The following is a 26,482-nucleotide window of genomic DNA, read 5'->3' as shown; positions in this document are numbered from 1 at the left end:
TCGCCGGTGACGGGGCCCGTCACCGGCGAGCCGCCGGCGTCACGGCACGAACACCGGCTGGTCCAGCGCCCACAGCCAGGAGCCGTCCGGCTGACGGCGGGCGACCTCGACGGTCATCTCACCGGTGGTCAGCGTGGACGCGGTGAGCGCGAGGTCCCCGCTCACCAGCGCCGGGTGCTGCCTGCCCGGCAGGAGTTCCGGCGCGGCCGCGACGAACTCCTCGTACGCCTTGCGGATCTCCGCGTGCCCGGTCGCGACGTTGCCCGGCGGGAACGCCAGCACCGCGTCCGGTTCGTACAACGCCACCAGCCCGTCGACATCGCCCGCGTTGCCTCGTTCGATGAAGAATCTGCCCAGATCGTTCGGCTCGGTGGCCACAGTCCTGCTTGTCATGGGGATGAGCTTCGCAGCGAATACACGACATCCTGTGTCGTGTATTCCGCTAGGGTTTTCGCATGCGCGCCGACCGGCTGGTCTCCCTGGTGTTGCTGTTGCGGCACCGGGGCAGGCTGTCCGCGACCACGCTCGCCCGCGAGCTGGAGGTCTCCACCCGCACCGTGCTGCGCGACATCGAGGCGTTGTCGGCGGCGGGTGTCCCGGTGTACGCCGAACGCGGCAGGCACGGCGGTTTCGCGCTGCTGCCCGGTTTCCAGACGGAACTCACCGGGCTGAACCACGACGAGGCGCTCGCGCTGCTGATCGCCGGGTCGCGGCGTGGCGCGCAGGCGTTCGGCCTCGGTTCCGCGCTCGCGTCGGCCATGCTCAAGGTGATCGACGCGCTGCCGGAGGGCCAGCGGGACACCGCGGCGGGCGCGGCCCGGCGCCTGCTCATCGACCCGGAGACCGATCTCCTCTCGCGCCGGGTGGCCGGCGAGGAGGTGTCCGACGCCATCGTCGCCGAGGTCCGGCGCGCGGTGTTCTCCGGGCGCAAGCTGCGCATCCACTACGCGGCCTCGGGCCAGGCGGCTCGGTGGCGCACGGTGGACCCGATCGGGCTGGTCACCGTCCGGGATCAGGGTTATCTGCTGGCCACGAGAGCAGGCGAGGACCGTACTTACCGGCTGTCCCGGCTGCGGGCCGCCGAGGAACTCCCCGAACCCGCGGAACGACCGGAGCGCGTCGATCTGGACCGGACATGGCAGGAACGCAGCACGAGGTTCCGGACCGGCGGGGACCAGGTCGCGGTCGAGCTGCGGGTGGATCCGGCACGGCGGGACCAGCTGGTGGGCACCGCGCTGGCCGTCCTCGCGGAGGAAACCGACGAGGACGGCAGGCTGCGGCTGGAGGTGACCTTCCAGGACGCGCGGCACGCCGAATGGGCGCTGTGGAACCTCGCCGCGGACGCGGAAGCCCTTGCCCCGCCTTGGTTACGCGATTCCTTGCGGGACAGGGCGGTGGCGATCACGGCCCGCTACCCGTGAGACAAAAGTCAAGTTGAGCCCGCAGGTCGGGGCGGGATAATCCGATCATGACGAACGCCGCCCCGGGCCGGGCAGCCACGAGTTTCCGCGTGCTGCTGAAGGGTTACCGCGTCCGCGCCGACCTCACACAGGAGGAGCTCGCCGAGGGATCCGGGGTGAGCGTCCGCGCCATCAGCGACATGGAGCGGGGGATCGCGAAAAGCCCGCAACGCCGGACGATCGAAGCACTCGCCGCGCCGCTGTCCTTGACCGACGAAGAGCTGACCGGCTTGCAGAAGGCCGCGAGGCGGGGCCGGGCCCCCTCCCCCGGCATCCCCAAGACCCACCTGATCGGCGTCCTCCCGGCGGACGTCGACGACCTCACCGGACGCGAGAGCGATCTCGACGCGTTGCGCGCCCTTTCTTCGGATCTGTCCGACGGACGACGCCGGTCGGGACGGGTCGCGATCCTGAGCGGACCGCCCGGGACCGGCAAGACCACCCTCGCGGTCCGCGTGGCGCACAACCTCGCCGAGGAGTTCCCCGACGGCAGGCTTTTCCTGAAGCTGCGCGGCATGTCCGCCGAACCGGCGAACCCGGCGGACGTGCTGCACCTGATCCTGCGTTCGCTGGGTGTCGACGCCGTGCGCATCCCCGCCGATCCGGAAGACCGCGCGGGCCTGTGCCGGTCGCTCCTGCGGGATCGGGCCGTCCTGATCGTCTTGGACGACGCGGCCGACGAAGCCCAGGTCCGCCCGCTGCTGGTCGGCGGACCGCGATGTCTCACCCTGGTCACCGGACGTCAGATGTTGGTGGGGCTGGAATGCGCGAGCAGGCTCCCCCTCGACGTCTTCGGCGAGCACGACGCGGTCGCCCTGCTGTCAGCCGTCATCGGGGCGGACCGCGTCGCGCGTGAACGGCAAGCGGCACTCGAACTGGTCGAATTGTGCGGCAGGCTGCCGCTGGCGCTACGGATCGCGGGCAACCGGCTGGCGAGCCGTCCGACGTGGCCGCTGTCGCGCCTGGTGGAGCAGCTTCGCGACCGCGGCCGACGGCTGACCACACTGACCGCCGGCGATCTCTGCGTGCGCAGCGTGTTCGAACTGTCGTACCGCCAGCTCAGCCCGAACGCCGCCGCGATGTTCCGGCGGCTGTCGCTCGTCCCGGCCGCGGATTTCCCGGTGGGTGCCGCGATGACGCTCGTCGAAGCCTCCGACGAGGACGACGCCGCCGTCTTCCTGGAGGAACTGGCCGACGCGAGCCTGCTGCAGACGTCTCAGGAGAACGGGCGATACCAGTTCCACGACCTCCTGCGGGTCTTCGCGACCGAACGGCTCGCCCGGGAGGAATCCCCCGAAGTCGTCGCCTCGGCGGAAAAGCGGCTGAGCGACTGGCTGGTGCGCACCGCGACGGCGGCGGGCCGCTACTTCCACCCGACCGACGGGGTCAGCCCGCTCCCGGTCGCCACGCCGTCGTTCGGTGACCACACCGGCGCGGGCAGATGGCTCGAAGTCGAGCTGAAGAACTGGCTCGCCGCGGTCAAAAGCGTCGCCGCACGCGGTGACCATCGGCCGGTCCTCGACCTCGCCGAGTCGATGCACTGGTATTCGGAGATCGGCGGGACCGCGAGCGTCTGGTACGACGTGTTCGGGCTCGCGGTGAACTCGGCCATCGCGCTCGGCAGCAAACGGGACGAGGCGGTGCACCGGAACTATCTGTCCTGGGTGCAGGCTTCGCTGCACGACCGCGCGGAAGAATCGATCCGGATGGCCCGGCTGGCTTGGGACGCCGCGGTGGAGGCGGGCGACCGGCGCGAACAGGGCTGGGCGCGGGTGTACCTGACGAGCGCCCATGCCCGCGACGCCGACGCCACGACGTCACCGAAGCTCTTCGACGAGGCGGCGCGTCTGTTCGAGGAGGCCGGCTACCCGCTCGGAGTCCACGTGGCGCGGACGATGCGGGCTTCGTACTGGTACCGGAACGGCCGGTTCGCCGACGCCGCCCAGGAGTTCGACGTCTGCGTCCGCTACTTCGCGCAGGAGCACGGCGGCGCGCGGACCCCGGTGGACGACACCAACTACGCGTACGTGCTGCTGCGTTCGGCGCAGAACCTGGCCGCGCTCGACGCACCCGATCGGGCGCTCACCCAAGGCGAAACGGCGCTCGCCCTGTTCCGGCGGCACGGAGCCGCCATGGGCCAGGCTCGCGCGCTGCAGGAGACGGGACGGTTCCTGCGCCGTCAGGGCGACCACGCGAACGCGCACCGCCGCTTGTCCGAGGCCGAGGAACTCTACGAACGCATCGGGCTGACGCAGGCTCAGATCGACACACTCGGCGAACGAGCGGCTCTGGCGGACGAGAGGGGCGATCCGGCGTCGGCACGCGCGGACCGGGAACGTGCTCGTGGTCTCGGTGATCGGCTCGGCGGGGTCCCGTGAGGTGTGGCACGCCGTGGCCGGATCGTTGGTTCCGGCTCGGAGCCCGATGGCCGTGTCCGGGGCCATCGGGTCCGCGTCGCCGCTGAACGGCTGGTCCAAACGTAGGCCGGTGTGCGGGGCGGGGACCAGGCAGGTTTTCCGGCAGAACCGGGTGGGGATTTCTGCTGGTTTCGGGGTCAGCCCGGCAGCGGATGTCAGGTCGACTGCTTCGCGGATTCTCACTGCCTGACAGATGATGTTCCGAGCGCGATACTGGCCTTCATGACTCCAGCGAACCGCCCGGACAAAGTCCACTTGAGGGCGTTCACCGAGGCCGACCTCGCCTTTCTCGACCGTCTCTGCACGGATCCCGATGCGCTCGGCGAGTTCGAGTGGCCCGGATTCGGTGATCCGAGAGCACGCCGCAAGCGCTGGGAGAGCGACGGGTACATCTCCGCCGAGTCCGCGGCGGTCGCGATCGCGCGGGCCGACGACACGGTCATCGGCATCGTCAGTTGGAAGCCCCGCGGCTTCCCTTCGGGCGTCACCTACGAGATCGGTGTGGGGGTGCTACCCGAGCATCGTGGACAGGGGGTGGGCACCGTGGCACAGAGGCTGCTCGTGGACTACCTGTTCGGCCGCACGACTGCGAACAGAATCGAAGCCCTCACCAATGGCGGTAACCTCGGCGAGCAGAAAGCCCTCGAACGCCTGGGGTTCCGCCGGGAAGGGGTCATGCACGGCAGATCCTTCTACCACGGCGAGTACGTCGATGTGCTCGTCTACGGTCTGCTCCGCTCAGAGCATCGTCCCGGAACGCCATGAGCAACCTGTTCAGAGTGAGGTTGGAAAGGCTCAGTCACCGGCGCCGGGCATGACGAGGGGCCCGTCGCCGGTGTGGCTGGCGGGCTCCTCGGGTTCAGACGTGGTGCAGGGTGTTGCGTCTAGGTTTTCGGAGTGGGTCTCGGTATTGGGGTGGGATGAATTCCGGTAACCCGTCGGCGGCCATCCGTACTTCCCAATCACCGTGGTGGATCAGCCGATGATGGAAACCACACAATAGGACCAGATTCCGGAGATCGGTGGGCCCGCCGTCTGCCCAGTGCTCAATGTGATGAGCGTGGCAATTCTTCGGCTTCCGATGACACCCGGGGAAGGCGCAGCCACCGTCGCGGATGTTCAGCGCTCGGCGTTGACCTGGGGTGACGAACCGTCTCAGCCGCCCCATATCCAGCGGCTCACCCGAGGCACCCATCACCACCGGCACCATCAGGCAATCGCAGGCGGCGAGCCGGGCTTCCCGTGCCGTCATCGTCCCCACGAAGTCGTGGCAGGCGGTGCCGAGGCCGGATTTGAGTTCCTCAAGTCCGATGGTGACGTGCACCAAGGTGCGGTAGCCGCTGGTTCCGGGCTGATCGGGGCAGGCGATGGCCAGGTCGAGCAGTTCGGCCCAGGCGTCTCCCATGCGTTCGCACTTCATCCGCAGATCCGCCTGCCCGAACTCATCCACCGGCCGCGGCTGGGCGTGTGCTTCCAACGCGGCGGCGGTCCGGGCCCCGGTCTCGTCATCGAGCAGGCCGGTCAGCTTCCAGAAGCCGTCCTTGCGCCGTTCCAGGGTGATTTCCCGCCGTGGTTCCTTCGGCTCGGGATCTTTGGGTTCCTTGCCGTCGGGGTTCAGCAAGCCCTGCAGGTTCGCTTCAGCCTTGGCAAGCTGCCGGGGACCGGCACTCGGAGCGAGATTGCCGAGGATCTGCTCCGCACCCGCCCGCTCCTCAGCCGAAATGTCGGTGGGGAGGTTTTTCAGGATCTCCAGGATCTGATCGATCCGCTCATCCCCGACCAACCCCTGAGCAGCGACCGCAGCAGTCGCGGGCGCGACCGGCGGAACCTCCGTGCCATCCAAAGCACGCGTCGGGTTCAGCGCGATGGCCCGCTTCACGATCGGACCCGCCTCACCCCGCGACAACCCCGCAATCTCCGCGAGCCAGCTCGCCGTACTCCCATGCCCGTACAAGTCTTTGGCGCCCCGAGACTCGATCTCCGCCAGAAACCGCCCCAGACAAGCGGTCGCTATCCGGATCACCTGCAAGGACTGCTGCACGCCATGGGCAAGCTCCAGCTTGCCGGCGCGCCACAGCTCCTGCGGCAACTCGGGAAGGAAGGTCTCGGACACCCCTCCATAATACCCGAAGAAATCGAACACGTGTTCGTAATTTTAAGCAACAAGCCAACTCGCATCGACAACACTGAAGGGTGAAACAGTCGCCAACGCCGCATCACCCTGAGCGACTCGCATTTAGTCGACTAAATGCGAAGAGGACTCCCGCGCATCGACGGCCGCTTCCTTGCGTCGCCGATATTCGGCGACGCAAGCCTCCTGCACCAGCCCGCGAGAAACCCTCAACTCCCAGGCGCCGCACTACCGGTGTATTCCCCAAGCCCCGCAACCAACTCCGCCACATCCGGCACTTCCTCGAACCGTCGCCGATGCACGTCGGCGATCTTCGCGCCGATCTCCGGATCCGGATCGTCGGTGACGTCGTAAGACACGAACCGGTCGATCAGCGGCAACCCCGCCCGGTCCATCGCGAGATGCGCCGGGTGATTCATGTACTGCTCGTACCCCTCGATGTCTTCGAGCACGGTGACGGCGCCGTAGTCGAATTCACCGCCGAAATCGGGACCGACGACGCGTGCTTTGATCGCGGGAATCGCGTTGATGTGTTCGCCCATTTGCGCGAGACCCGCCGCTTTTTCCTCTTCGGAGACTCCGGGCTTGAGCGTGAACCGGATGCAGTGGTAGATCATCGGGCGGCCTCGAAGGCGGCGGCGTGGTCGCGGGCGAAATCGGTGACGTCACGCGCGGGGTGTCCGGTCAGGTCGGCGACGGACGTGTGCACTTCGGCGGCTTCGCCTCGGGCGTAATGGGCGTAGTCCTCGATGAGGCCGTCGAGCTGCCACGGCGGGAGCAGGCCGCTCAGCGCGGCGGCGAACTGATCGGCGGACGTGTCGTGGAAGACGACGCTCCGGCCCAGAACCGCGGAAAGTGCGTGGGCGATCTCGGTGTGGGTCACGGCGCGCGGGCCGGTCAGCGTGTACGTCCGGCCGGCGTGTCCCGGATCGGTCAGCACGACCGCGGCGGCGTCCGCGATGTCCCTGGTGTCGATCGCGCTGACGGCGGCGTCGCCGATGGGCGCGGCGATGAAGCCCTGCGCGATGGTGCGGGAGAAGGCGAGCAGCGCCTGCAGGTACAGGTTGGGGCGCAGGACGGTGTGGGCGATCCCGAGGTTTCGGACGTGTTCCTCGACTTCGGCGTGCCAGCGCAGGAATCGTACCGGCGAGTCGGCGTTCGCCGCGTACTGCGAGAGCAGCACGAGCCGGTTCACGCCGGCGTCCCGGGCCAGGTCGGCGAACCGGATCTGGTGTGCGGCGGCGTCGGCCGCGGACGGGCTGTTGAGGAAGGCCGCGTCGACGCCTTTCAGTGCCGCGGCGACGGATTCCGGATCACCCAGATCGGCGACGACGGTTTCGGCGCCGGGAATCGAGCGGCCCGGGTCCCGGGTCATGGCCCGGACGGCGACTCCGCGAGCTCGAAGGGCGGGGATCAAGGCGGATCCGATGGTTCCGGTCGCGCCGGTCACCAACACTGTGTCCATTGTGGAGTGTCCTTTCTAGCCGAGATCAACGTTTGGCGGAGGCGAGCGACACCGCGAGTGCGATGACGACGAAGGCTGCCTCGCCGAGGAAAGCGGTCGTGAACGAGATGTCGCCGTGTGTTCCGGCGGCGCCGATGGCGATTCCGGCGAGCGCGGCGAGGCCGACCGCGCCGCCCAGTTGCTGCGCGGCGTTGACCAGTCCGCTGAGCAGCCCCGCCTCGCCGTCCGCGCTGTCGCGGACCGCCATCGCGGTGGCGTTGACGGCGCCCAGCCCGAGTCCGGTGCCGATCAGGAGGAACGCGCCCAGCAGACTGACCGAGAAGCCACTGGTCGTCGGATCCCAGGCCAGCCACAGGAAACCGGCGAGCAGGACGGTGAGGGCGGTCGGCAGCGCGCGGCCGGGCCCGACGCGTTTCGCCAGTATCGGCGCGAGGACACTGCCGACGATGATCATGACGGCGAGCGGGAGCTGGGTCATGCCGGTCGCCAGCGGGCTCATCCCGAGCACGTCCTGCTGGTACTGGGGCAGGAAGAAGAACAGGCTCGTCAGAGTGCCGCCGATCAGCACCATCACCAGATTCGCGGTGACCACCGGCTTCCGGCGGAACACCCCCAGCGGGACCAGTGGCCGCGCTGAACGCCGCTCGACGACCACGAACGCCGCCAGCGAAACGAGACCCGCGGCGAGCCCGACGACCGTGCCGGGCGCGGTCCAGCCGGCGTCCGAGGCGGAGACCATGCCCAGCGCGAGCCCGGAGATCCCGATGGTGATCGTGACGGCGCCCAGCGCGTCGAACCGGCCTGGCCTGCCAGGCACCGGCGCCACCGCGCGCCACACGGCGAACGCGCCGAGGACACCGAACGGCACCGGCGTCACGAACACCGCCTGCCAGCCGAGCAGTTCGGTCAGTGATCCGCCGAGGAAGACACCGACGAGGCTGCCCGCCCCCGCGACGGCACCCCAGATCCCCATCGCCCGGGTGCGTTCCGCGGGCGACGGGTAGAGGCCGAGCACGAGCGAAAGCGCGGCGGGCATCAGGACCGCGGCCCCGATCCCCTGCCCGATCCGCCCGGCGATCAGCATCCCGCCGCCGGTGGCCAGCGCGCAGAAGGCCGTCGCCGCGAGATAGCCCGCCATCCCGGTCAGGAACACCTTCCTGGCCCCGAGCACGTCGGCGAGACGGCCGCCGAGCAGCAGCAGACCGGCGAAGGTCACCAGGTAGCTGTCCACGACCACGGTGAGCTCGGCGGGGCTGAGCCCCAAGCCCTGCCGGATCCTGGATCCGGCCAGGTTGACCATCGCGGCATCGAGGATGACCAGGAACATGGCGCTCGCCAGGCCGGCCATCGCCACCCCGCGCGAGATCCGTTTCGTCTCTCGTACTGTCATGCCGCAACGATCGCGCGGACCCGCCTCCGCTCGCGTCGGCGACAATCACCTAGTTCGCATCGCTAGGGTTCGGAGCATGCCTACGACGTCCTCCCGTCCGCTCGTCGGCAGGCGTGACGAGATCGATCGCCTCCTCGCCCTGGTCCGAGCGGCAGGCCGGGGCGAAGGCGGGGTGCTCGTCCTCCGTGGTGAGCCCGGCATCGGCAAGAGCGCGCTGCTCGACCACGTCGGGCAGGCCACGGCCGGGGAGTTCCAGCTCATCCGCGCGTCCGGGTCGGAGTTCGAGGGAGAACTGCCGTTCGCGGCTCTGCATCAGCTGTGCGTTCCGGCGCTGGCGCATCTCGACACGCTGTCGGCTCCGTACCGCGAGTCCCTCCTCGTGGCCTTCGGGCTGGCCGACGGCGCGCCGGACCCGTTCCGGGTCGGCCTCGCCGCGCTCGAACTGCTGTCGACCGCCGCCGGGACGCGTCCGATGCTGTGCCTGATCGACGACGCGCATTGGCTGGACACCGCGTCGGCGAGGGCGTTGACGTTCCTGGCGAGGCGGATCGCGGCCGAGCCGATCGCGATGGTGTTCGCCGCCCGCGACCGGGATCCGATCCGCGGCCTGGACGAACTGCCCGGGCTGACGGTCGGCGGCCTGACCGACGCGCACGCGCGCGCCTTGCTCGCCGGGGAGAAGACCGCGACGCTGGACGAGCGGGTCCGCGACCGGCTGCTCGCCGAGGCACGCGGCAACCCGCTCGCCCTGATCGAACTGCCGAAAGCGGGTGGCTTCGCGCTGCCGGAGCCGTCGCCGGTCGCGAGCCGGATCGAACGCAGTTTCCTGGCCAGGATGGCGGAACTGCCCGTGGACGCGCGAAGGCTGCTGATCCTCGCGAGTGCCGATCCCACCGGCGATCCCGGTCTGCTGTGGGCGGCCGCGCGGCGGCTGGACATCGAAGTGCCCGCCGCGAGCGCCGCCGCCGAGGCGTCCGGGCTGATCCGGTTCGACACACGGGCGCGCTTCTGCCATCCGCTGGCGCGGTCCGCCGCGTACCGGGCGGCCGAGCCGGAGCAGCGCCATGCCGCGCATCGGGCGCTGGCCGAGGTCACCGACGCGGAAACCGCCGGGGACCGGCGGGCCTGGCACCGTGCGCAGGCCACCACCGGACCGGACGAGGAGGTCGCGGCGGAGCTGGAGCTGTCGGCGTCGCGGGCGCAGGCGCGCGGTGGTGTGGCGGCCGCCGCCGCGTTCCTCGAACGGGCGGCGGCGCTTTCGCTCGATCCCGCCAAGCAGACCGAGCGCACCCTCGCGGCCGCGCGGACGACGCTCGAAGCGGGTGGGACGGAGGCGGCGGCGGATCTGCTGGCCAGCGTCGACACGGAGACTTTGGACGTGCCGCAGCACGCGTCCGTCGACCTGCTGCGCGGGCGGATCGCGTTCGTCCAGGGCGCCGAGGGCGCCGTCCGAGGTCCGGCGCTCATTTTGCGGGCGGCACAACGGCTCGCCGCCGTCGATCCGGAACGATCACGCGAGTTCTTCGTCGCGGCACTGGAAATGGGGCTCGTCGTCGGCAGGGCCGCGGGAGTGCTGGACCGCGTCCTCGACGCGGCCCGCTCGGCGCCTCCGGGGCCGCCGGACCTCCTCGACGCGCTCGTGCGGCTGACCGCCGAGGGACACCATGCCGGCGTGCCCGCGCTTCGCCAGGTGCTCACCGGCGACGACGCCGGCTGGACCAGGACGCCTGCCTTGGCCACCGTACTCGCGGGCGAGCTGTGGGACATCGAGCTGCACTCGACGATCGTCGACTGGCTGGTGCGGACCGGTCGCGACACCGGATCGCCGATGACCATCCGGCTCGGCCTCTCCCAGGTGGCGCTGCACGCGGTGCTCACCGGGAACTTCGGCCGGGCGATGGCCGCGATCGCGGAAGAGGAGGCGATCGCGGACGCCGTCGGCGACGCGCCGCAGCTCTACCCGCGAGTGCATCTGGCGGCCCTGCGCGGCCGTCGTGAGGAAGTGCTCGACCTGTTCGCCGAGGCGACGACGCGGGGCAACGGCCAGCTGACCGCGAACGCCCACTGGGCGACGGCCGTGCTGTACAACGGTCTCGCCGAATACCCGGCCGCGCTGGACGCGGCGACGCGTGCCGTGGCGAGCGGTGATCTCTTCCTCGCCGGCATCGCGCTGCCCGAGCTCGTGGAGGCCGCGGTCCGGTGCGGGGAGCACGCCGTCGCCCGATCGGCGCTGGGCTCCTTGACCGAACGCACGGAACCCGCCGGAACCGCGTTCGCCCTCGGGATCGCGGCGGCCGCGCGGGCCTTGGTCAGCGACGCGGAGGCCGATCACCTGGAAGCGTTGGGGCAGCTGGAAAACGGCCCGCTCTCGGTCCATCTCGCGCGGGCGCGTCTCCGGTACGGCGAGTGGCTGCGCCGAGAGGGCCGCCGTCGTGAGGCACGCGAACACCTGCGCACCGCGCACGAACGGCTCTCGGACATCGGGCTGGAGGCGTTCACCCGGCGGGCCGCCGACGAGCTGCGGGCGACCGGGGAGGTCGCCCGCAGCCGCACCGGGCATTCCTACGACCACCTGACCATGCAGGAGACGCATATCGCGCGCCAGGTCGCCGCGGGTGCGACCTCGAAGGAGGTGGCCACGCGCCTGTTCCTCAGCCCCCGCACGGTGGACGCCCACCTGCGCAACATCTTCCGCAAGCTCGGCATCACGTCGCGCAGGCAGCTGAGGGGCATGCCCGATCTGCTCGACGCGGGGGTCGCCTCTTGACGTTCACACCGCTCAGACCGGGATGTCGCCCGCTGTCCCCCATTGGGTGGTGAACAGGTTCAGGCCGTACCAGGTCCCGTTCGACGGACGCCACACCACGAAGTCCGCCCGCGGGTCGCCGCCGAAATCGCCGCCCAGGGGCACGTCGCCCGCCACCCCCCATTGCTGGGTGGCGATACCGAGCACGTACCAGACGCCGTTACCCGGCCGCCAAACGGCGAAATCGGCCCGGCCGTCCGCGTTGAAATCGCCCGCCACCGGAATGTCGCCCATGGTGCCCCATTGCTGGGTCGCGATTCCCCGTACGTACCAGACGCCGTCGCTCGGCCGCCAAACGGTGAAGTCGGTTCGGCCGTCCGCGTCGAAATCGTCCGCGACCGGAACGTCACCGGCAACACCCCATTGCACGGTGGCGATACCCAGCACGTACCAGGTCCCATTACCCGGCCGCCAGACGGCGAAATCGGAGCGGCCGTCGGCATTGAAATCGCCGGTCAACGGAACGTCGCCCGCCACGCCCCACTGCTGGGTCACGACCGCGCCGTTGCTGCTCTGGATGATGTACCAAATACCGTTGCCCGGCCGCCACACGGCGAAGTCGGCCCGATGGTCGCCGTCGTAGTCCGCGGCGACCGGCACGTCACCCGAGACACCCCACTGCTGCGTCACCACGCTGCCGTCGCTGCTGCGGATGACATACCAGACACCGTTGCCAGGGCGCCAAACCGCCTTGTCGGCGAACCCGTCGCCGTCGAAGTCCGCCGCGGTCTTCTGCGACGGTGGCGAGGCGGCGATCCGGACGTCGCCCTCGTCCGCGCCCGCCGCGGGTGCCACGAGCAGACCGGCCACCAGACCCGCCAGCGCCGTCCCCAGCCGAATGGATCTTCGCATTTTGCTCGAACCTCTTTCCGTTCGGTGGATGCACTCTTCCCAGTTCGCGTTTTTTGACCGAAGATACGCACCGGGACCGTTCCACCCTGACACCGACGTGTTGGCCTTGTCAGCAAGGTTTCCGTCCAGTGGACCGCGCGAGGGGATTTCAATGGAGACCAAGAGAAGACCGAGAAGCGTCCTCGAAGGCGCTTTCACCCTATTGGATGCCTTGGTACGACATCAAGGTGAAGCGGGATTGACCCAGCTGGCGAATTCGTGCTCGATACCGAAAGCGACGGCACATCGATTACTCGAGCAATTGACCGCGCTGGAGGTTGTCCAGCGCAGCGAAAACCGCTATCGAGTCGGCGCGCAGGCATTCCGGCTCGGCCAATCGTGGCAACCCTATCCGCGCCTGCTGGACCTGGCCCGCGGCGAGCTGCGGCGCCTGACCGCGACGACGCGAGCCAGTTCGGTGCTCGCCGTGCCCTGCGACGGTCATATCCTGATCGCCGCCGCCAGCCTCGCCCGACCGGAGGATCACCTCCTTTTCCGCCCTGGATCCACCGTGCCGCAGCGCATCGGCCGTTTCTGCCCCGTCTGGCAGGCGGAACACGAACTCGTCGCCATCGAAGCGGCCATCAGGTTGCCGACCGGCCGGGCGGTCGGTTCGATCGCGGCCGTGCTCGCGCCGCCGCAGCCGCTGGCCGCGCTGTCCGACACCGTCGCCCGCACCGCCCGCACGCTCGGTGCGGCGCTGGTGCGCAAGGCCGACGCCGTGTCGCCAATGTCCCTTTGAGCGCACAACGCGGTTTTCGGACGTCCGAGCCGCTTGCCCATTCGGGCAGACTTGCCCCGCCCCACCGGCGATCCCGGCACAGGGCGCCGGATCCGGCCGCGGTCGTGATGATTGAATGACAAGGTTGTCACCCCGGCGTCCCGATCACCTTGAAGCGAGGCAAGTCACGTGTCCAATCCGTTGATCGCGCCCACTCAGGATTCGACGAAGTGGTTCACCGGCGTCTCGTTGCTGGAGACCGCGGACGGCCTGAAGACGGCGATCGAATCCGGGGACTGGGCCGGCGTCGCGATGGGCGCGGTCGGGACCGCGCTGGACGCGCTGTCGATGGCGCTGGACCCGTTCGGGGCGATCCTGGCGGCCGGGGTGTCGTGGCTGATGGAGCACGTCGGCCCGCTCAAGGACGCGCTGGACGCGTTGGCGGGCAACGCCGACGAGGTCCAGGCGCAGGCGCAGACGTGGGCGAACGTGGCCAAGGAACTGGGCGAGGTCAGCGAGGAGCTGACCGTCCTGGTCAAGAAGGATCTCGAGTCGTGGAAGGGCGAGGCGGCGGACGCCTACCGCAAACAGGCGACCGACACCGCCACCGTCATCCAATCCGCGCAGAAGGGATCCGAGGGCGCGTCGTCCGGGGTGAAGACCGCGGGCGAGGTCGTCGCCGCGGTGCGGACCCTGGTGCGCGACATCATCGCCGAGCTGATCGGGCATCTGATCTCGTGGGCGCTGCAGGTGGTGTTCACCCTCGGCATCGGGCTGACCTGGGTGGTGCCGCAGGTGGTGGCGGCCGTGGCGAAGACGGCGGCGAAGATCACCGACCTGACGACCAAACTGGTGAAGGCGCTCAAGGCGCTGGTCCCGCTGCTGAAGAAGGCCGGGGACCTGTTCGACGACGCGGCGAAGGCCTTGAAGAACCTCAAGGGCGGCAAGGTCACTCCCTCGGGCAAGCCGAAGGACCTGGACACGAAGCCCAAGGGACCGCCCAAGGACAAGGACAAGGGCGGCGACGATTCCACCACGCCGTCGGGCGACCACTCCTCCCCGAAGAACGACCCACCGAAGAACGACCCGCCGCCCAAGAACGACCCGCCACCGAAGAACGATCCGCCGGACGGCTCGCGTGGCCTCGACGGTTCGCACGGCGACGGCTCGACCACCACCTCCGGCGCGAAAGGCGGTGGAGGCAAACGGGATCGGACCGAGACCAACGAACCGGGTTGCAAGGAAGGCAGCGGTGACCCGATCGACGTCCAGAGCGGGGACGTGCTGGTCACCGAAAGCGATCTGGTCGTGCCGGGACCGCTGGGCCAGCTCGTGGTCCGCAACCACGTCTCGTCCTACCGGGGCGGGCGCTGGTTCGGCCCGTCGTGGGCGTCGCTGGTGGACGAGCGGCTGACCGTCGCGAACGGGACGGTCACCTACTACTCCGCCGACGCGATGATCCTGCGGTTCCCGGTGCCCGCGCCGGGAACGGAGGCCACCGCCGTGCACGGCCCGCCGCGCCGGCTGCGCGGCGAGGGCGCCGAGTACTTCCTGACGGATCCGGGACGCGGCACCGAACGCCGGTTCGTCCCGGCCGAAGGCGACCCGGATCTGTTCCTGCTCAGGGAGATCCGCACCGAAGAGCACGCCTACGTCGAGCTGGAGCACGATGACGACGGCGCCCCTGCCAGGCTCAGGCACTTCGGCGGCGCCTGGATCGCCTTCGACGTCTCCGAAGGCCGGATCCGCGCCATCCGCGCGCTGGGCGATGCCACCGAAGTCCCCGTCGCCCGCTACGACTACGACACGCGCGGACATCTCAGTGCCCGCACGAATTCCTCGCCCCTTCCGGCCCGCTACAGCCACGACGCCGAGGGCCGGATCACCGGCTGGACCGACCACAGCGGCGCCTGGTACCGCTATGTCTACGACGAGCACGGCCGCTGTGTCCGGGGCGTCGGGGATCAGGGCTACCTCGACACCTCGCTCGGCTACGGCGAGCGGACCACCACCGTCACCGACTCCTTCGGCCTTCGCACGGTGTACGAGTTCGACGAGGACGGGAACACCGCGGGGCTGACCGACCGGCTCGGCGGCGTGATCCGGAGCGAGTACGGTCCGCGCGACGTGCTGCTCAACCGGACCGACCAGCTCGGCAGGCGGACGGAGTTCGAGCACGACGCGACCGGTCGGCTCCGCTCGGTGCTCCGCGCCGACGGCTCGCGCGTGGTGCTCACGGAATGGACCCACACCGAACTCGCGATCGAGGTGGCCGACGGCGACCGGGTGTTCCGGCGGCGGTACACGGCCCCGAACGTGCCGGATCCGTACACGGACCCGCTCGGCGTCACCGAGGACCAGCACCTCGAGGACTCCTACGTCGACGATCCCACCCCGGGTGAAGAGGTGCCCCGGCTCGAGGTCGATCTCTTCGGGCGGCCGCGCGCGGTCGAGGAGGCCGGCGGCCGGACCACGTACGCGTGGACGGTGGAAGGTTCCCTGCGGGAGGTCGTCGCCGCGAACGGGACCCGCCGCCAGTGGGCTTTCGACGGCGAGAGCCGGGAAACCGCCCGCACCGACGAACTCGGCAGGACGTCCCGTACCGAGAACGGCCCGATGGGCACGATCACCGCCACGATCGATCCCGGCGGCGCGCGCACCCTTTGGCGCTATGACACGGAATTGCGGCTCGTCGCGGTGACCAACCCCGCCGGGCAGACCTGGCACTTCACCTATGACGCCGAAGGACGGCTGCTCACGCAGCAGGATTTCGCGGGCCGGATCACCCGGTGCGATTACGACGCCGCCGGGCAGCGGGTGCGGCGGGTCAACGCCGCCGGTGAGACCGTCGAGTGGCGGTACGACCTGCTCGGCAACCCGATCGAGCGGATCAGCCCGTCGGGCACCGAGACCTACCGCTACGACCCGGTGGGACGCCTCGTGCGCGCCACCGGCCCGGACGGTGTCGTCGAGCTGGAACACGACGAGGCGGGCCGGGTCGTCCGCCAGGCGAGCACGGCCGGAGACACCGCCGTCGGTTATTCCACCGACACCAAGACCATGCGCACTCCGTCCGGAGTGGACGTCCATTGGGGACAGACCGAGGACGGGGCGGAGCTGCTGCGGATCGCGGGTACCGAACTGACCCTGCGCGAAGACGCCGCCGGTCGCACGGTCGCCGTCTCCGCCGGGGTGAACCCGTTGCTGCGGCAGGAATTCGACCCGGCGGGCAAGCTCGTCGCGCAGCACACCCCGGCCGGTACCAAGCGCTACCACCGGCGGCCTGACGGCAGTGTCGCCGCGCGGGAGGACCCGGCGGGCGGAGTGCGCTACGAGTACGACCACACGGGCCGGGTCACCGCGGCGCACCATCACGGCGCGGCCGAGCACTACGCCTACGACGTGCTCGGCAATCTGCTCTCGTCGTCGCTCGGCCCGGGCGTGGCGCGTTACGTCCACGACGGGCAGGGCAGGCTGATCCGGCGGACCCTGCCCGCGCCGGACGGGACCGAGCTGACCTGGGTGTTCGGCTGGGACGCGCACGACCATCTGGTCACCGTGCACACGCCGGACGGCGCCCGGTGGCGCTACCGCTACGACGCGCTGGACCGGCGTGTGGCCAAGGAGCGGCTGGACTTCGCGGGCGCGGTCGCCGAACGGGTCGATTTCACCTGGGACGGCAACGATCTCGTCGAAGCCCGGCACACCTTCGGCGGTGCCCCGGTGGAGACCCTGACCTGGATCCGTCATCCGTACGGGGACCGGGTGGTGGCGCAGGCGCGCACCCTGCCCGACGGGCGGACCGAGGTCGCCGCGGTGATCACCGACGAGATCGGCACCCCGACGGAGCTGGTCGGCCCGGTGGACGGCCGGGTCAGCCTGGTCCGGACGAGCGTCTGGGGCCTCGTCGCCCCCGGCACCCGCCCGGAAACGCCGCTCCGGTTCCCCGGCCAGTTCCACGACGCGGAAACGGGGCTGTACTTCAACCTCTTCCGCTACTACGACCCCGTCAACGCCCGCTACATCTCGCCGGACCCGCTCGGCCTGACCCCCGGGCCGAATCCGGAGACCTACGTCGACGATCCGTTCCTCGAAGCCGACCCCCTCGGCCTGACCAGGAACTCCGGCAAGCAGACCAACTACGCCGACGACCCGTACGCCTACCTCGACGACGACGCGACCTTCAACGCCCCGGCCCCGTGCAGAACGGCCAAGCGGCCCGCGGCGAACCAGAACCCGGGAGCGGGTAACGCGGGCAACGGCGCCGGTTCCGCCAAGAAGCCCAAGACGGGCAGGCACGAACCCCCGATCACCGGCGACGCCAACAAGTCGCACGGCAAGTCCGACCGCACGGTGATGGAAGGCGGCGGAAAGGAGGGCAAGGGAACGCTCGACGGCTCCGGAAAGGGCGAGTACCCCGGCGGAACCGACCCCGCGGGCAACCACCTCACCGACGTCGACGGCCTGAACGGCAAGGGCCACTCGAACTACGATCCGCGCCTGCGGGCCGAGCTCGACAAGCTGCGTTCGTCCGATCCCAACGACAAGATCGGCTACAAACCCGACCACCCCAACGGCTACTTCATCAAGGGGCACCTGCAGAACCAGGTGCTCGGCGGCTCCGGCACCGCGGACAACATGACCACCCTGTCCCGCAAGGCGAACGCCCAGATGTCGGGCAACTTCGAGGGGAAGCTCAAGGAGGCCGACATCAAGATCGGCCAGGTGAAGGAAGCCGTCGGCGGGATGAAGGACCCGGAGCTGCAGCGAAAGCTGGACGCGCTGGGCATCGACAAGACCCCGGCGCAGTTCCGGCAAGAGGCCAAGGGCCTGGAGGTGGACTACTCGGTCACCGCCAGCGACAAGGTCAAATGGCCGGACGCCGTCAACCCGGAGGAGCGCGGCATCCGGGACCACGTCGTGCTCAACGCCGAATACAAGAACCTGACACCCGATCTGCAGAAGTTCATCGATTTCCGGATGAAGGACGACTTCCTGACGAAATTCCCGCCCGTGGGCACGAAGATGGACACGATCAGCGGCAAGTTCGACCCGCCGCTGTGACCCTCGCAGGTTCCCGCGTCCCGTAGCATTCACTCCGGTAAGTGGAGGGAGCTCGGATGACGGAAGCCCGCAAGACGCGACAGCGCCGCGCGAACGGCGAGGAGTCGCGCCGCCGGATCCTGGACGCGGCCGCCGAGATCGCCGGCGAACGCGGCTACGACGGCACCAGCATCGCGCAGGTCAGTGAGCGCTGCGGGCTGCCGGCCAGCTCGATCTACTGGCACTTCCGCGACAAGGACGAGCTCATCGCCGCGGTCATCGAGCGCAGTTTCACCAGCTGGCTGGGCGCGTTCACGCTCCCGGCGGACGGCACGCGTCTCACGCTCGAAGCGTTCACCGAAGTCGCGACCCAGGTCGGGAAGACCCTTCTGGCCACGCCGGACTTCCTGCGCCTCGGCTTGATGCTGGCGCTCGCGCGACGCCCGGAAGAGCCGACGGCGCGCCGGAAGTTCCTGGAGGTCCGGGAGATCGCGCTTCGCCGGGTGGAGTCGGCCTTCGCCGCGTCCGCGCCCTGGCTGACCGAAGACACCGTGCGCCTGGTCGCCCTCTACGCGCTGGCCGCCGTCGACGGTTTCTTCGTCGCCAAGGAGATCGGCGGGGACGACGTCGACCTGCACCGGTTGCTGGCCTTGCACGCGCGGGCCGTGTTCGACCTCGTCGAGGGCGACCGGCCTTCGTGATTCATCCTTTCAAGCGTGGGAACAGCGCTTCGGAGTTCCCACGATCGATGGCGGCGCGCAGACCGGGATCGAGCGGGTATTTCTCGAATTGCTTGTTCAGGAAGCCGATCGCGACGGGCGGCGCGAACGGGAAGTCGCTGCCGTAGGTGATGTGGTCGGGTGAGGCGACTTCGAGCAGGCTGGGCAGCGCGGCCGGGCTCGCCGACAGGGCGACGTCGTAATAGAACCGCTTCAGCACCGAAAGCTGTTTGGGCACCTGGTGTTTCTGGTCGAGCAGCGTCCAGGCCTGCTGCGCCTTGTTCTTCTCGTTCAGCATGGCGAGCAGGATCCGGTAGGCGATGTAGGGCACGAATCCGCCCGCGTGGGCGAGGATGAACTTGATGCCGGGGTACTTCTTCATCGAGCCCGACAGGATCAGGCTGATCGCCGTGCGGGTGGTGTCCAGCAGGAAATCGGCGGTGAACGTCGGGATGCCGGGGACCTCCGGGGCGGGCAGCTCGCCGGGATGGACGAAGACGACGGCGCCGCGTTCGTGCAGGAACCGCAGCAGCGGCTCGAAGCCGGGGTCGCCGAGGTAGCGGCCGTCGTTGTTGGCCAGCAGCACGATTCCGTCCGCGTGCAGCACATCGAGCGCGTACTCGGCCTCGGCGACGGCCCCCTCGACGTCGGGAAGGGTCAGGGTGGCGAAGAACCCGAACCGGTCGGGCTCTCGTGCCACGACCTCGGCGCTGAATTCGTTGATCTCCCGCGCCCAGCGCCGCGCCTCGGCGACGTCCCCGAAGTAGACGCCCGGCGTCGACAGTGACAGCACGCCGGTCTGGATGTCGTTTCCGTCCATGAACTTCAGTGCGGCCCCTTCGGACCACGCGGGCAGGTCCACTCCTCCGGGGCGGATGCCTTTCTCGTGCATCCAAGCCGCGTAACGCGGCGGAACCAGGTGCTGGTGGGTGTCGATCCGGCGGGCACGGCTCATCGGTTTCCCCTTCCTTGACGTTTCGTCGCCTCGAGCTTACCGTAGCGATCGCTCCAATTGTATCGATCACTACAGGAGTGACGTATGACCTCGACTCGCACGGTCCGCGCCGGCGCCCGCGACGTCTTCCTCGCCGACGTGTCGCCCGAGGGCGGCCACGACGCACGGCGTCCCCCGCTGCTCCTGCTGCACGGAGGCGGGCCCGGGGCCACCGGTCTGTCGAACTACGCGCGCAACGTCGACGCGCTGGTGACGGCGGGACATCGGGTCCTCGTACCGGACATGCCCGGCTACGGACAGTCCACAAAGGACCTCGATCAGGGCGATCCGTTCGGCGATCTCGCGATCTTCGTTCGCGAACTGCTGGACGCGCTCGATGTCGAGAAGGCGCACGTGGTCGGCAATTCCTACGGGGGTGCGGCCGCGTTGCGGCTCGCGCTGGACCGGCCCGACCGGGTCGCGTCGCTGGTGCTGATGGGCCCCGGCGGTATCGGCACGACCCGGAAGCCGCCCACGAAGGGCCTCAACGCGCTCCTGGACTACTACGCCGGGAACGGCCCGAGCCGGGCGAAGCTGGCGACGTTCATCCGTGACTACCTGGTGCACGACGCCTCATCGGTGCCGGACGAGCTGATCGAATCCCGCTACCAGGCGAGCATCGACCCCGCCGTGATCGCCGCCCCGCCGTTGCGGCGGCCGTCCGGCCGCGACGCCCTGCGCACCCTCTGGCGGATGGATTTCACCCGCCAGAAGGCCCGGCTCGAACGCTGCGCGATCCCGACGCTGGCCGTCTGGGGAACCCTCGACAAGGTGAACCGGCCCTCCGGCGGGCCATGGCTCGCACGCACCCTGCCCCGCTGCGATCTGCATCTGTTCGCCCGGACCGGTCATTGGGTCCAGTACGAGCAGGCGGACCGGTTCAACCGGCTGCTGCTCGACTGGGTGAGCGCGGCATGACCCGCCCCGACATCTTCGGCGCCGCGCGGCTGGGCTACGTCGTCGTCGAATCCCGGCGGCTGACCGAGTGGAACCGGTTCGGCGCCGACGCGATCGGCCTGCACGTCGACGCGCTGACCCGCGACACGCTCCGGTTCCGGCTCGACGACCGCGAGTGCCGTTTCCTGATCCAGCGCGGTCCCGCCGAGGACGTCACCGCCGCGGGCTGGGAGGTCGACGACCACACGAGCTTCGAGGTGATCCTCGGCCGGGCCACGGCGGCCGGCCTGCCGGTCACGGAAGGAACTGCGGAGGAAGCGGCACTCCGCGGCGTCGAACGGCTCTGGCGTTTCCCCGGCCCCAAAGGCATCGCCACCGAGATCTTCACCCGCGCCCGCACGAGCACGACGTCGCCGCGGATGCTCAACGCCGCCTTCGTGACCGGGCGGAGCGGCATGGGCCATCTCGCGATCACCACCACCCGGCCCGAGCGGCTGCACGCGTACTGGGACGACCTGCTCGATCTGCGGTTGTCCGACCGGATCGTCGAACGGATCGGCCCGGCCAGGCTGAACATCCGGTTCCTGCGCAGCGGGCGACGCCACCATTCGATCGCGGTCGCCAACGTCGCGGGCCTCGCGATCGACCCCATCCGCACCTCGGTGCAGCACGTGAACATCGAGATCGCCACCCTGGACGACCTGCTCGCGAGCTTCCACCGGGTCACCGAACTCGGCTTCGCCATGGCGTGGTCGATCGGGCAGCACACCAACGACCGGGAACTGTCCTACTACTGCGTCACGCCATCGGGTTTCGAACTGGAGGTCGGCTGGAACCCCGTCGTCGTCACCCCGGAACTCGAACGCACCTGGGAACCGGCGACCTACGACGGCATCTCGATCTGGGGCCACACCCCCGCCGGCGTGCGCGTCGCCACCCTCATGTCCCGATTCCAGGCCGCGGTGCGGTCCCTTCGCGAAGGCTAGGAGGCACGACGCCGTGTCCGGTATTCCGCAGTACGACGTGGCCGTCATCGGCTACGGCCCCAGCGGGGTCACCGCCGCCAACCTGCTCGGCGCGCGGGGGCTCTCGGTGGTGGTGATCGAACGCGAGCCCGAGGTCTACGGCCGGGCGCGGGCCATCTCCACCGACGAGGAGGTCGTGCGGATCTGGCAGCAGACCGGGCTGGCCGACGAACTCACCCGCGACATGCTCGCCGGGCTGCCGATCGATTTCGTCGACGACCACGGCGTACCTTTCCTCAGCGCGGCCTTCGAATCCGCGGGGCACGGCCATCCCCCGCAGCAATTCCTGTACCAGCCCGCGTTGGAAGCCGTTCTCCGTTCCGGTGTCGCCCGCTTCCCGAACGTGGAACTGCTGCTGGGACACGAAAGCCTGCGCGTCCGGCAGGATTCCGACGGTGTGGAACTGCTGCTCACCGACGGCGACCGGCTCGACCGGGTCCGCGCCTCCTGGGTGATCGCCGCCGACGGCGGCTCCAGCGCCACCCGCGGTCAGCTCGGTATCGGCTTCGACGGCCGCACCTACGAAACCCGCTGGGTCGTCATCGACACCGCGGTCGAGAAGGAATGGCCGGATATCGGGCGGTTGCGCTTCCACTGCGATCCGCGCCGCCCCGCCGTGGACTGCCCGACGCCGCTCGGGCATCACCGCTGGGAGTTCCCGGTGCTCGACGGCGAGGACGAACGCGAACTCGTCACCGACTCCGCCGTCGGGAAACTGTTGGCACGACAGGGAATCACCTCGGAGCACGTCACGGTCCTCCGAGCGGTGGTCTACAACCATCACGTGCGCATCGCCGCGCGCTGGCGTGCGGGGCGGGTGTTCCTCGCCGGGGACGCGGCGCACGCCATGCCACCGTGGATCGGCCAGGGCATGGCCGCGGGCGTGCGCGACGTCGCCAACCTGTGCTGGAAACTGGCCGCCGTCGTCCGCGGGGAACTCCCCGAATCGGTACTGGAATCCTATGAGGCGGAACGCAAACCGCACGTTCGCGAAGTGACCCGCCGGGCCGTCCTGGTCGGCGGCCTCATCACCCAGCGCCGCCCCGTCGCCACTCGGCTGCGCAACGCGGTGCTCCGCCCCCTCGCCCGCCGCCGCTTCGTGCGCCGGACGCTGGTCAAGTACTCGTGGGTGCCGGAAGCCCGGTACCGCGACGGATTCCTCGGTCCCCGCACCACTCCCGCGGTCGGACGCAAGATCCCGCAACCGTGGGTCCTCGATTCCGGCGGCACCCGCCGTCGTCTCGACGACGTCCTCGGCGGACGGTGGGCCGTGCTGACGACCGGCGACGTGCCGCTCGACTGCGAGCGGGACGCCGTCCGGCTCACCGTCCTCCCGCCCGGCACGCGCCCGGCCGACGGCGGTGTGATCGACATCGACGGAACCCTGCTGGCGTGGCTGCGGCGGCATCGGTCCGGCGCGGTCGCGCTGCGGCCGGACGGCTTCGTCCACACGGCATCGGCCGGAAAATGACCGTACGCTTGGCCGTGACAACCTCCGCCGCCCGCGAACGTCTTGTCCCTCAGGAAGAACCACTACCGAAAACCTGGGGAACGCATGAAGAGACTTTCCGCCGTCCTGACCGCGATGCTGGTGGTACTCGCCTTGACACCTGCCACGCCCGCGGGCGCGACGACCCGTTTCGACCGGGAACTCCAAGCCCGCATCATCCGCGCCCAGGCCTACGCCGACAGCAGGCCCGGTGACACCGGGATCGTCCTGCGGGACCGGTGGACCGGCGCCGTCTACCGCAGCGCGGACGCCGGGACCCTCATTTGGGCCTGCTCCACGCCGAAGCTGGCGATGGTCGTCGACCTGTTGCTGCGCAACGATTCCGGCGCCGTCCAGCTGACCGCGGAAGACCGCGACCTGATGCACCGCATGCTCAACTCCAGCGACGACGCCGCCGCTCACACCCTGTGGACCCGCTACGGCGGAGAGGCCGAGTTCGCCAAGCGCTTCCCGTCCTACGGGATGACCGACATGCGGTTCACCGACCAGCACCCGCATCACTGGGGCTGGATCCTGACCACCGCGAACGACCTGGACCGGCTGGTCAACCATGTCCTGACGAAGCTCCCCCGCCATCACCGCGACTACATCGTCCACGAGATGCGCACCGTCGACGTCAACCAGCAGTGGGGTGTCTGGGGCGCCGGGCCCGCCGCCCGCCCGGGCAACAAGGACGGCTGGTCCGACGACAACGACGACGGCTCCTGGATCATGAACTCGGTCGGCTTCGTCGGGCCGCACGAGCGGTACACCCTCGCGTTGATGAACAACACCAAGGTCATCCAGAACGGCTTCGAAACCGGGCAGGAGACCACCATCAAGATCAGCGAGATCCTGTTCAAGGGCTATTTCAAGGGCTGACCGCGCCGCGCACGAAACCCGCGATGCGCGGCGTGACGACGGCGGTGCCGTCGTCGATCATGCCGCGCATTCCCGCGAGCACCCGCTCGTCCGGCGAGCCGTGCACCTGGAAGTCCACCACGGTGCAATGCGCCGACACGGCGTTGATCTGGTCCTCGGAAATCCGCCAGTGCTCGAGAACCGCGGCCGAATCCGCGTACATCTGGTAGCTGTAGGCCAGCATCCGATCGGCGTCGACGAAGGTCTGCACCATCACCTGCGGCGCGTTGTGCTCGACGAAGTCGATGGCTTCGCGGACCGCGGCGGTGAATTCCTCCAGGTGGCCGTCGGTGATCCGCATGGTGTTCCGGAACAGGAGCATTTCGTCCGCTTCGAGAGTCATGTCCCCATCCTTGAACCTCGACCGGACTAGAGGTCAACCCGCCTTGACTCGTGTCAGCATCCTGACATACCCTCGTCTATGTCAGGATGCTGACACGACGAAAAGGAGCACGACCATGCCCGCCACCGGCCCGGACTTCATCTCGCTGCAAGCGCGTGACCTCGACGCGTCGCAGGCGTTCTACGAGCAGTACCTCGGCCTGGTCCGCTCACCGGCCGGACCTCCGCACGCCGTCGTCTTCGAGACGAAACCGATCGCTTTCGCGCTCCGCGAGGTCGTTCCCGGCACCGATCTCGAATCCGTCGCGCAGCCCGGCATCGGCGCCGCGATCTGGCTCCACGCCACGGACGTCCAGGCGATTCACGACGCGCTCGTCGCCGACGGACGCACCATCGTCTCCGCGCCGATCGACGGCCCCTTCGGCCGGACGTTCACCTTCGCCGACCCCGACGGCTACCGGATCACCCTCCACGACCGCGGCTAAGACGCCGTCCAGTCGCGGAACGCGCTGACGAACTCCTCGGGCGCGTCGGATTCAACGTAGGTGCCGGCGCCTTCGACGATCACGGTCGTGTGGTCGATGAAGGTGGCTTCCAGACGTTCGCGTTCCTGGGGGCGGAATGCGATGTCCTTGTCGCCCCACACGATCAGCGTCGGGAAGTGGGCGATACCCGGAAGCCCGGCCTCGATCTCGGCGAAGAAGGCCCGGCTGGCGAGGACCCGATGGGGGAACATGGCGGAGGCGCGGCGTCGCTCAGGGATGTCCATGGGCCGCCGAAGACCCGGGCAAAGTACTCGAAGTGGAAGACACCGCTGACCGGCCAGGCCCAGGTGTTGGCGAGCACCAGCCGGATGAAGACGTCCGTCCACCGCTGCACATGCACCTTGTGCCGCCGAATCTGATGAGCGGACGTCGGCTGACTCCGGCCCCGAATCCGGGTCAGCCCCCTCGCACGAAGCAAACGTGACACGAGCCGGTCAAGTCCTAAGCCCACAGGCCCCCTTCCTGCCCCGGGCATACCAGCGCCAGGAACCACGTCTCCATAAGATCCTCGACCGGCTATATGCCCTGACTCCTATTCACGTACTTGCGCCATCGCTGACCCCGTTCAAAGCTGCCGCCTGGCCGACCGCGGCCGCGAACTCAACTCCCAAATCAGCCTCACCGAATCGGGCCATCGCGTCTTGCACCAACTTCGCCAGGGCGTCGAATTGGTCGCTGGTTAACTTCTCACCGAACTCCAAGAGTTTCTGAGCCGCTACGACCCAACCCGACCCAGGCGCCCACTGCGACACGACCTTGACGACCTCTTCGGGATCCACCAAGGGCATACCTGCGAGCCGCGGTGACGGTGGTATCAGTGAGAAGAGACGCGCGGCACCGGGATCTTTCAGGCACACGTCACGCAGAAAGTCCATGCGGGCTTTGATCTGCCGGTAAGCCAAAGCGTCGAGATGGATCTCGTGCCGGGCATGCTCTGCCTGACGAGCTGCTTCGAGCAAACCTACCGATATGTCGACGGTTACCACGGCATCGTGGATTTCGGCACCTGGGACCGCGAGCGGCAGCCTGTCGAGCAAGTGCGAGTACATTAACCGCCGGACGCGATTTTTCTGCAGGAGTGAGTGCGCGAGGGCGATTCCGTCGAATGCCCCACCGATCTTGTCCCCCACGGCCTCAGCCGGAGAGACAGCGGACCGGGCGTCAAGGTCCTTGGGGTAGCCGAGCAGCTCGATGGTCACGTCGAAGCTCAAGCCATCGTCTCTGCT

Annotated in this window: 22 protein-coding genes; 12 read left to right on the top strand and 10 right to left on the bottom strand. The window is 69.2% G+C overall.

Annotated elements, in window-relative coordinates; genetic code table 11:
* Positions 1-39: 39 nt before the first annotated feature.
* Positions 40-378, bottom strand: a complete 339-nt coding sequence (locus AMK34_RS21220; RefSeq protein WP_073846529.1) for a YybH family protein — start codon at positions 376-378, stop codon at positions 40-42.
* A 77-nt stretch (positions 379-455) separates the two neighbouring features.
* Here AMK34_RS21220 and AMK34_RS21215 point away from each other — a divergent pair, with 77 nt between their 5' ends.
* The 3 genes from AMK34_RS21215 (at position 456) to AMK34_RS21205 (ending at position 4,642) form a co-directional block, all read left to right on the top strand.
* On the top strand, positions 456-1,421 hold the full coding sequence (locus tag AMK34_RS21215; RefSeq protein ID WP_073846528.1) for a helix-turn-helix transcriptional regulator: 966 nt from the start codon (positions 456-458) through the stop codon (positions 1,419-1,421).
* A 47-nt stretch (positions 1,422-1,468) separates the two neighbouring features.
* Positions 1,469-3,838 (top strand): ATP-binding protein, encoded by a 2,370-nt coding sequence (locus AMK34_RS21210; protein ID WP_073846527.1) that lies wholly within the window; start codon positions 1,469-1,471, stop codon positions 3,836-3,838.
* Between the two features lie 294 nt (positions 3,839-4,132).
* On the top strand, positions 4,133-4,642 hold the full coding sequence (locus AMK34_RS21205) for a GNAT family N-acetyltransferase (RefSeq protein WP_051972627.1): 510 nt from the start codon (positions 4,133-4,135) through the stop codon (positions 4,640-4,642).
* 94 nt (positions 4,643-4,736) lie between these two features.
* Here the strand turns inward: AMK34_RS21205 and AMK34_RS21200 are convergent, their stop codons facing one another.
* The 4 genes from AMK34_RS21200 to AMK34_RS21185 form a co-directional block, all read right to left on the bottom strand.
* Positions 4,737-5,990, bottom strand: a complete 1,254-nt coding sequence (locus tag AMK34_RS21200; RefSeq protein ID WP_073847139.1) for an HNH endonuclease signature motif containing protein — start codon at positions 5,988-5,990, stop codon at positions 4,737-4,739.
* Between the two features lie 227 nt (positions 5,991-6,217).
* Positions 6,218-6,625, bottom strand: coding sequence for a Dabb family protein (locus AMK34_RS21195; RefSeq protein ID WP_038516973.1), 408 nt, complete (start codon positions 6,623-6,625; stop codon positions 6,218-6,220).
* Positions 6,622-7,473 carry an SDR family oxidoreductase gene (locus AMK34_RS21190; RefSeq protein WP_073846526.1) on the bottom strand — a complete coding sequence of 284 codons (852 nt, stop codon included), beginning with the start codon at positions 7,471-7,473 and terminating at the stop codon, positions 6,622-6,624. The genes AMK34_RS21195 and AMK34_RS21190 overlap by 4 nt, the downstream gene beginning before the upstream one ends.
* A gap of 25 nt (positions 7,474-7,498) precedes the next feature.
* Positions 7,499-8,863: an MFS transporter gene (locus AMK34_RS21185; protein WP_073846525.1), complete on the bottom strand. Its 1,365-nt coding sequence runs from the start codon at positions 8,861-8,863 to the stop codon at positions 7,499-7,501.
* A 76-nt stretch (positions 8,864-8,939) separates the two neighbouring features.
* Here AMK34_RS21185 and AMK34_RS21180 point away from each other — a divergent pair, with 76 nt between their 5' ends.
* On the top strand, positions 8,940-11,630 hold the full coding sequence (locus AMK34_RS21180; protein ID WP_073846524.1) for an ATP-binding protein: 2,691 nt from the start codon (positions 8,940-8,942) through the stop codon (positions 11,628-11,630).
* A gap of 12 nt (positions 11,631-11,642) precedes the next feature.
* Here the strand turns inward: AMK34_RS21180 and AMK34_RS21175 are convergent, their stop codons facing one another.
* Positions 11,643-12,521 carry an FG-GAP repeat domain-containing protein gene (locus AMK34_RS21175; RefSeq protein WP_073846523.1) on the bottom strand — a complete coding sequence of 293 codons (879 nt, stop codon included), beginning with the start codon at positions 12,519-12,521 and terminating at the stop codon, positions 11,643-11,645.
* Between AMK34_RS21175 and AMK34_RS21170 the strand changes: the two genes are divergently transcribed.
* From AMK34_RS21170 to AMK34_RS21160, 3 genes are all read left to right on the top strand, one after another.
* Positions 12,508-13,302 carry a helix-turn-helix domain-containing protein gene (locus AMK34_RS21170; RefSeq protein ID WP_338020565.1) on the top strand — a complete coding sequence of 265 codons (795 nt, stop codon included), beginning with the start codon at positions 12,508-12,510 and terminating at the stop codon, positions 13,300-13,302. The genes AMK34_RS21175 and AMK34_RS21170 overlap by 14 nt on opposite strands.
* A gap of 168 nt (positions 13,303-13,470) precedes the next feature.
* Positions 13,471-18,345 carry an RHS repeat-associated core domain-containing protein gene (locus AMK34_RS21165; protein WP_241832816.1) on the top strand — a complete coding sequence of 1,625 codons (4,875 nt, stop codon included), beginning with the start codon at positions 13,471-13,473 and terminating at the stop codon, positions 18,343-18,345.
* A 56-nt stretch (positions 18,346-18,401) separates the two neighbouring features.
* A complete protein-coding gene (locus tag AMK34_RS21160; protein ID WP_073846521.1) occupies positions 18,402-19,025 on the top strand; it encodes a TetR/AcrR family transcriptional regulator in 624 nt (207 codons plus the stop codon).
* A gap of 1 nt (position 19,026) precedes the next feature.
* Here AMK34_RS21160 and AMK34_RS21155 read toward each other — a convergent pair whose 3' ends face one another.
* Positions 19,027-19,998: an amidohydrolase family protein gene (locus AMK34_RS21155; RefSeq protein ID WP_037342899.1), complete on the bottom strand. Its 972-nt coding sequence runs from the start codon at positions 19,996-19,998 to the stop codon at positions 19,027-19,029.
* Positions 19,999-20,082: 84 nt separating this feature from the next.
* On the opposite strand from AMK34_RS21155, the gene AMK34_RS21150 reads away from it, so the two are divergent.
* From AMK34_RS21150 to AMK34_RS21135, 4 genes are all read left to right on the top strand, one after another.
* Complete coding sequence (locus AMK34_RS21150; protein ID WP_073846520.1) at positions 20,083-20,955, top strand: alpha/beta fold hydrolase; 873 nt, start codon at positions 20,083-20,085, stop codon at positions 20,953-20,955.
* The gene (locus AMK34_RS21145) at positions 20,952-21,920 is read left to right on the top strand and encodes a VOC family protein (protein WP_073846519.1); all 969 of its coding nucleotides are present in this window, start codon (positions 20,952-20,954) and stop codon (positions 21,918-21,920) included. Before AMK34_RS21150 ends, AMK34_RS21145 begins: the two co-directional genes overlap by 4 nt.
* Before the next feature lie 13 nt (positions 21,921-21,933).
* Entirely contained in the window at positions 21,934-23,430 is a 1,497-nt protein-coding gene (locus AMK34_RS21140) for a bifunctional 3-(3-hydroxy-phenyl)propionate/3-hydroxycinnamic acid hydroxylase (protein ID WP_073846518.1), read from the top strand.
* A gap of 84 nt (positions 23,431-23,514) precedes the next feature.
* Positions 23,515-24,330, top strand: coding sequence for a serine hydrolase (locus tag AMK34_RS21135; protein ID WP_073846517.1), 816 nt, complete (start codon positions 23,515-23,517; stop codon positions 24,328-24,330).
* On the opposite strand, the gene AMK34_RS21130 is transcribed toward AMK34_RS21135, so the two are convergent.
* A complete protein-coding gene (locus tag AMK34_RS21130) occupies positions 24,320-24,712 on the bottom strand; it encodes a hypothetical protein (RefSeq protein ID WP_073846516.1) in 393 nt (130 codons plus the stop codon). The two genes, AMK34_RS21135 and AMK34_RS21130, sit on opposite strands and share 11 nt — an antisense overlap.
* Positions 24,713-24,827: 115 nt before the next feature.
* On the opposite strand from AMK34_RS21130, the gene AMK34_RS21125 reads away from it, so the two are divergent.
* On the top strand, positions 24,828-25,196 hold the full coding sequence (locus tag AMK34_RS21125) for a VOC family protein (protein WP_073846515.1): 369 nt from the start codon (positions 24,828-24,830) through the stop codon (positions 25,194-25,196).
* On the opposite strand, the gene AMK34_RS42250 is transcribed toward AMK34_RS21125, so the two are convergent.
* Together AMK34_RS42250 and AMK34_RS21115 are read right to left on the bottom strand one after the other, a co-directional pair.
* Positions 25,193-25,480 (bottom strand): hypothetical protein, encoded by a 288-nt coding sequence (locus AMK34_RS42250; protein ID WP_241832815.1) that lies wholly within the window; start codon positions 25,478-25,480, stop codon positions 25,193-25,195. The genes AMK34_RS21125 and AMK34_RS42250 overlap by 4 nt on opposite strands.
* 312 nt (positions 25,481-25,792) lie before the next feature.
* The gene (locus tag AMK34_RS21115; protein ID WP_158073293.1) at positions 25,793-26,455 is read right to left on the bottom strand and encodes a hypothetical protein; all 663 of its coding nucleotides are present in this window, start codon (positions 26,453-26,455) and stop codon (positions 25,793-25,795) included.
* Positions 26,456-26,482: the final 27 nt, after the last annotated feature.

This window comes from Amycolatopsis sp. CB00013 (assembly GCF_001905755.1).
GTDB lineage: Bacteria > Actinomycetota > Actinomycetes > Mycobacteriales > Pseudonocardiaceae > Amycolatopsis > Amycolatopsis japonica.
Note: the sequence above shows the minus strand (reverse complement) of the source record. Positions and strands in the feature narration are given on the sequence as shown.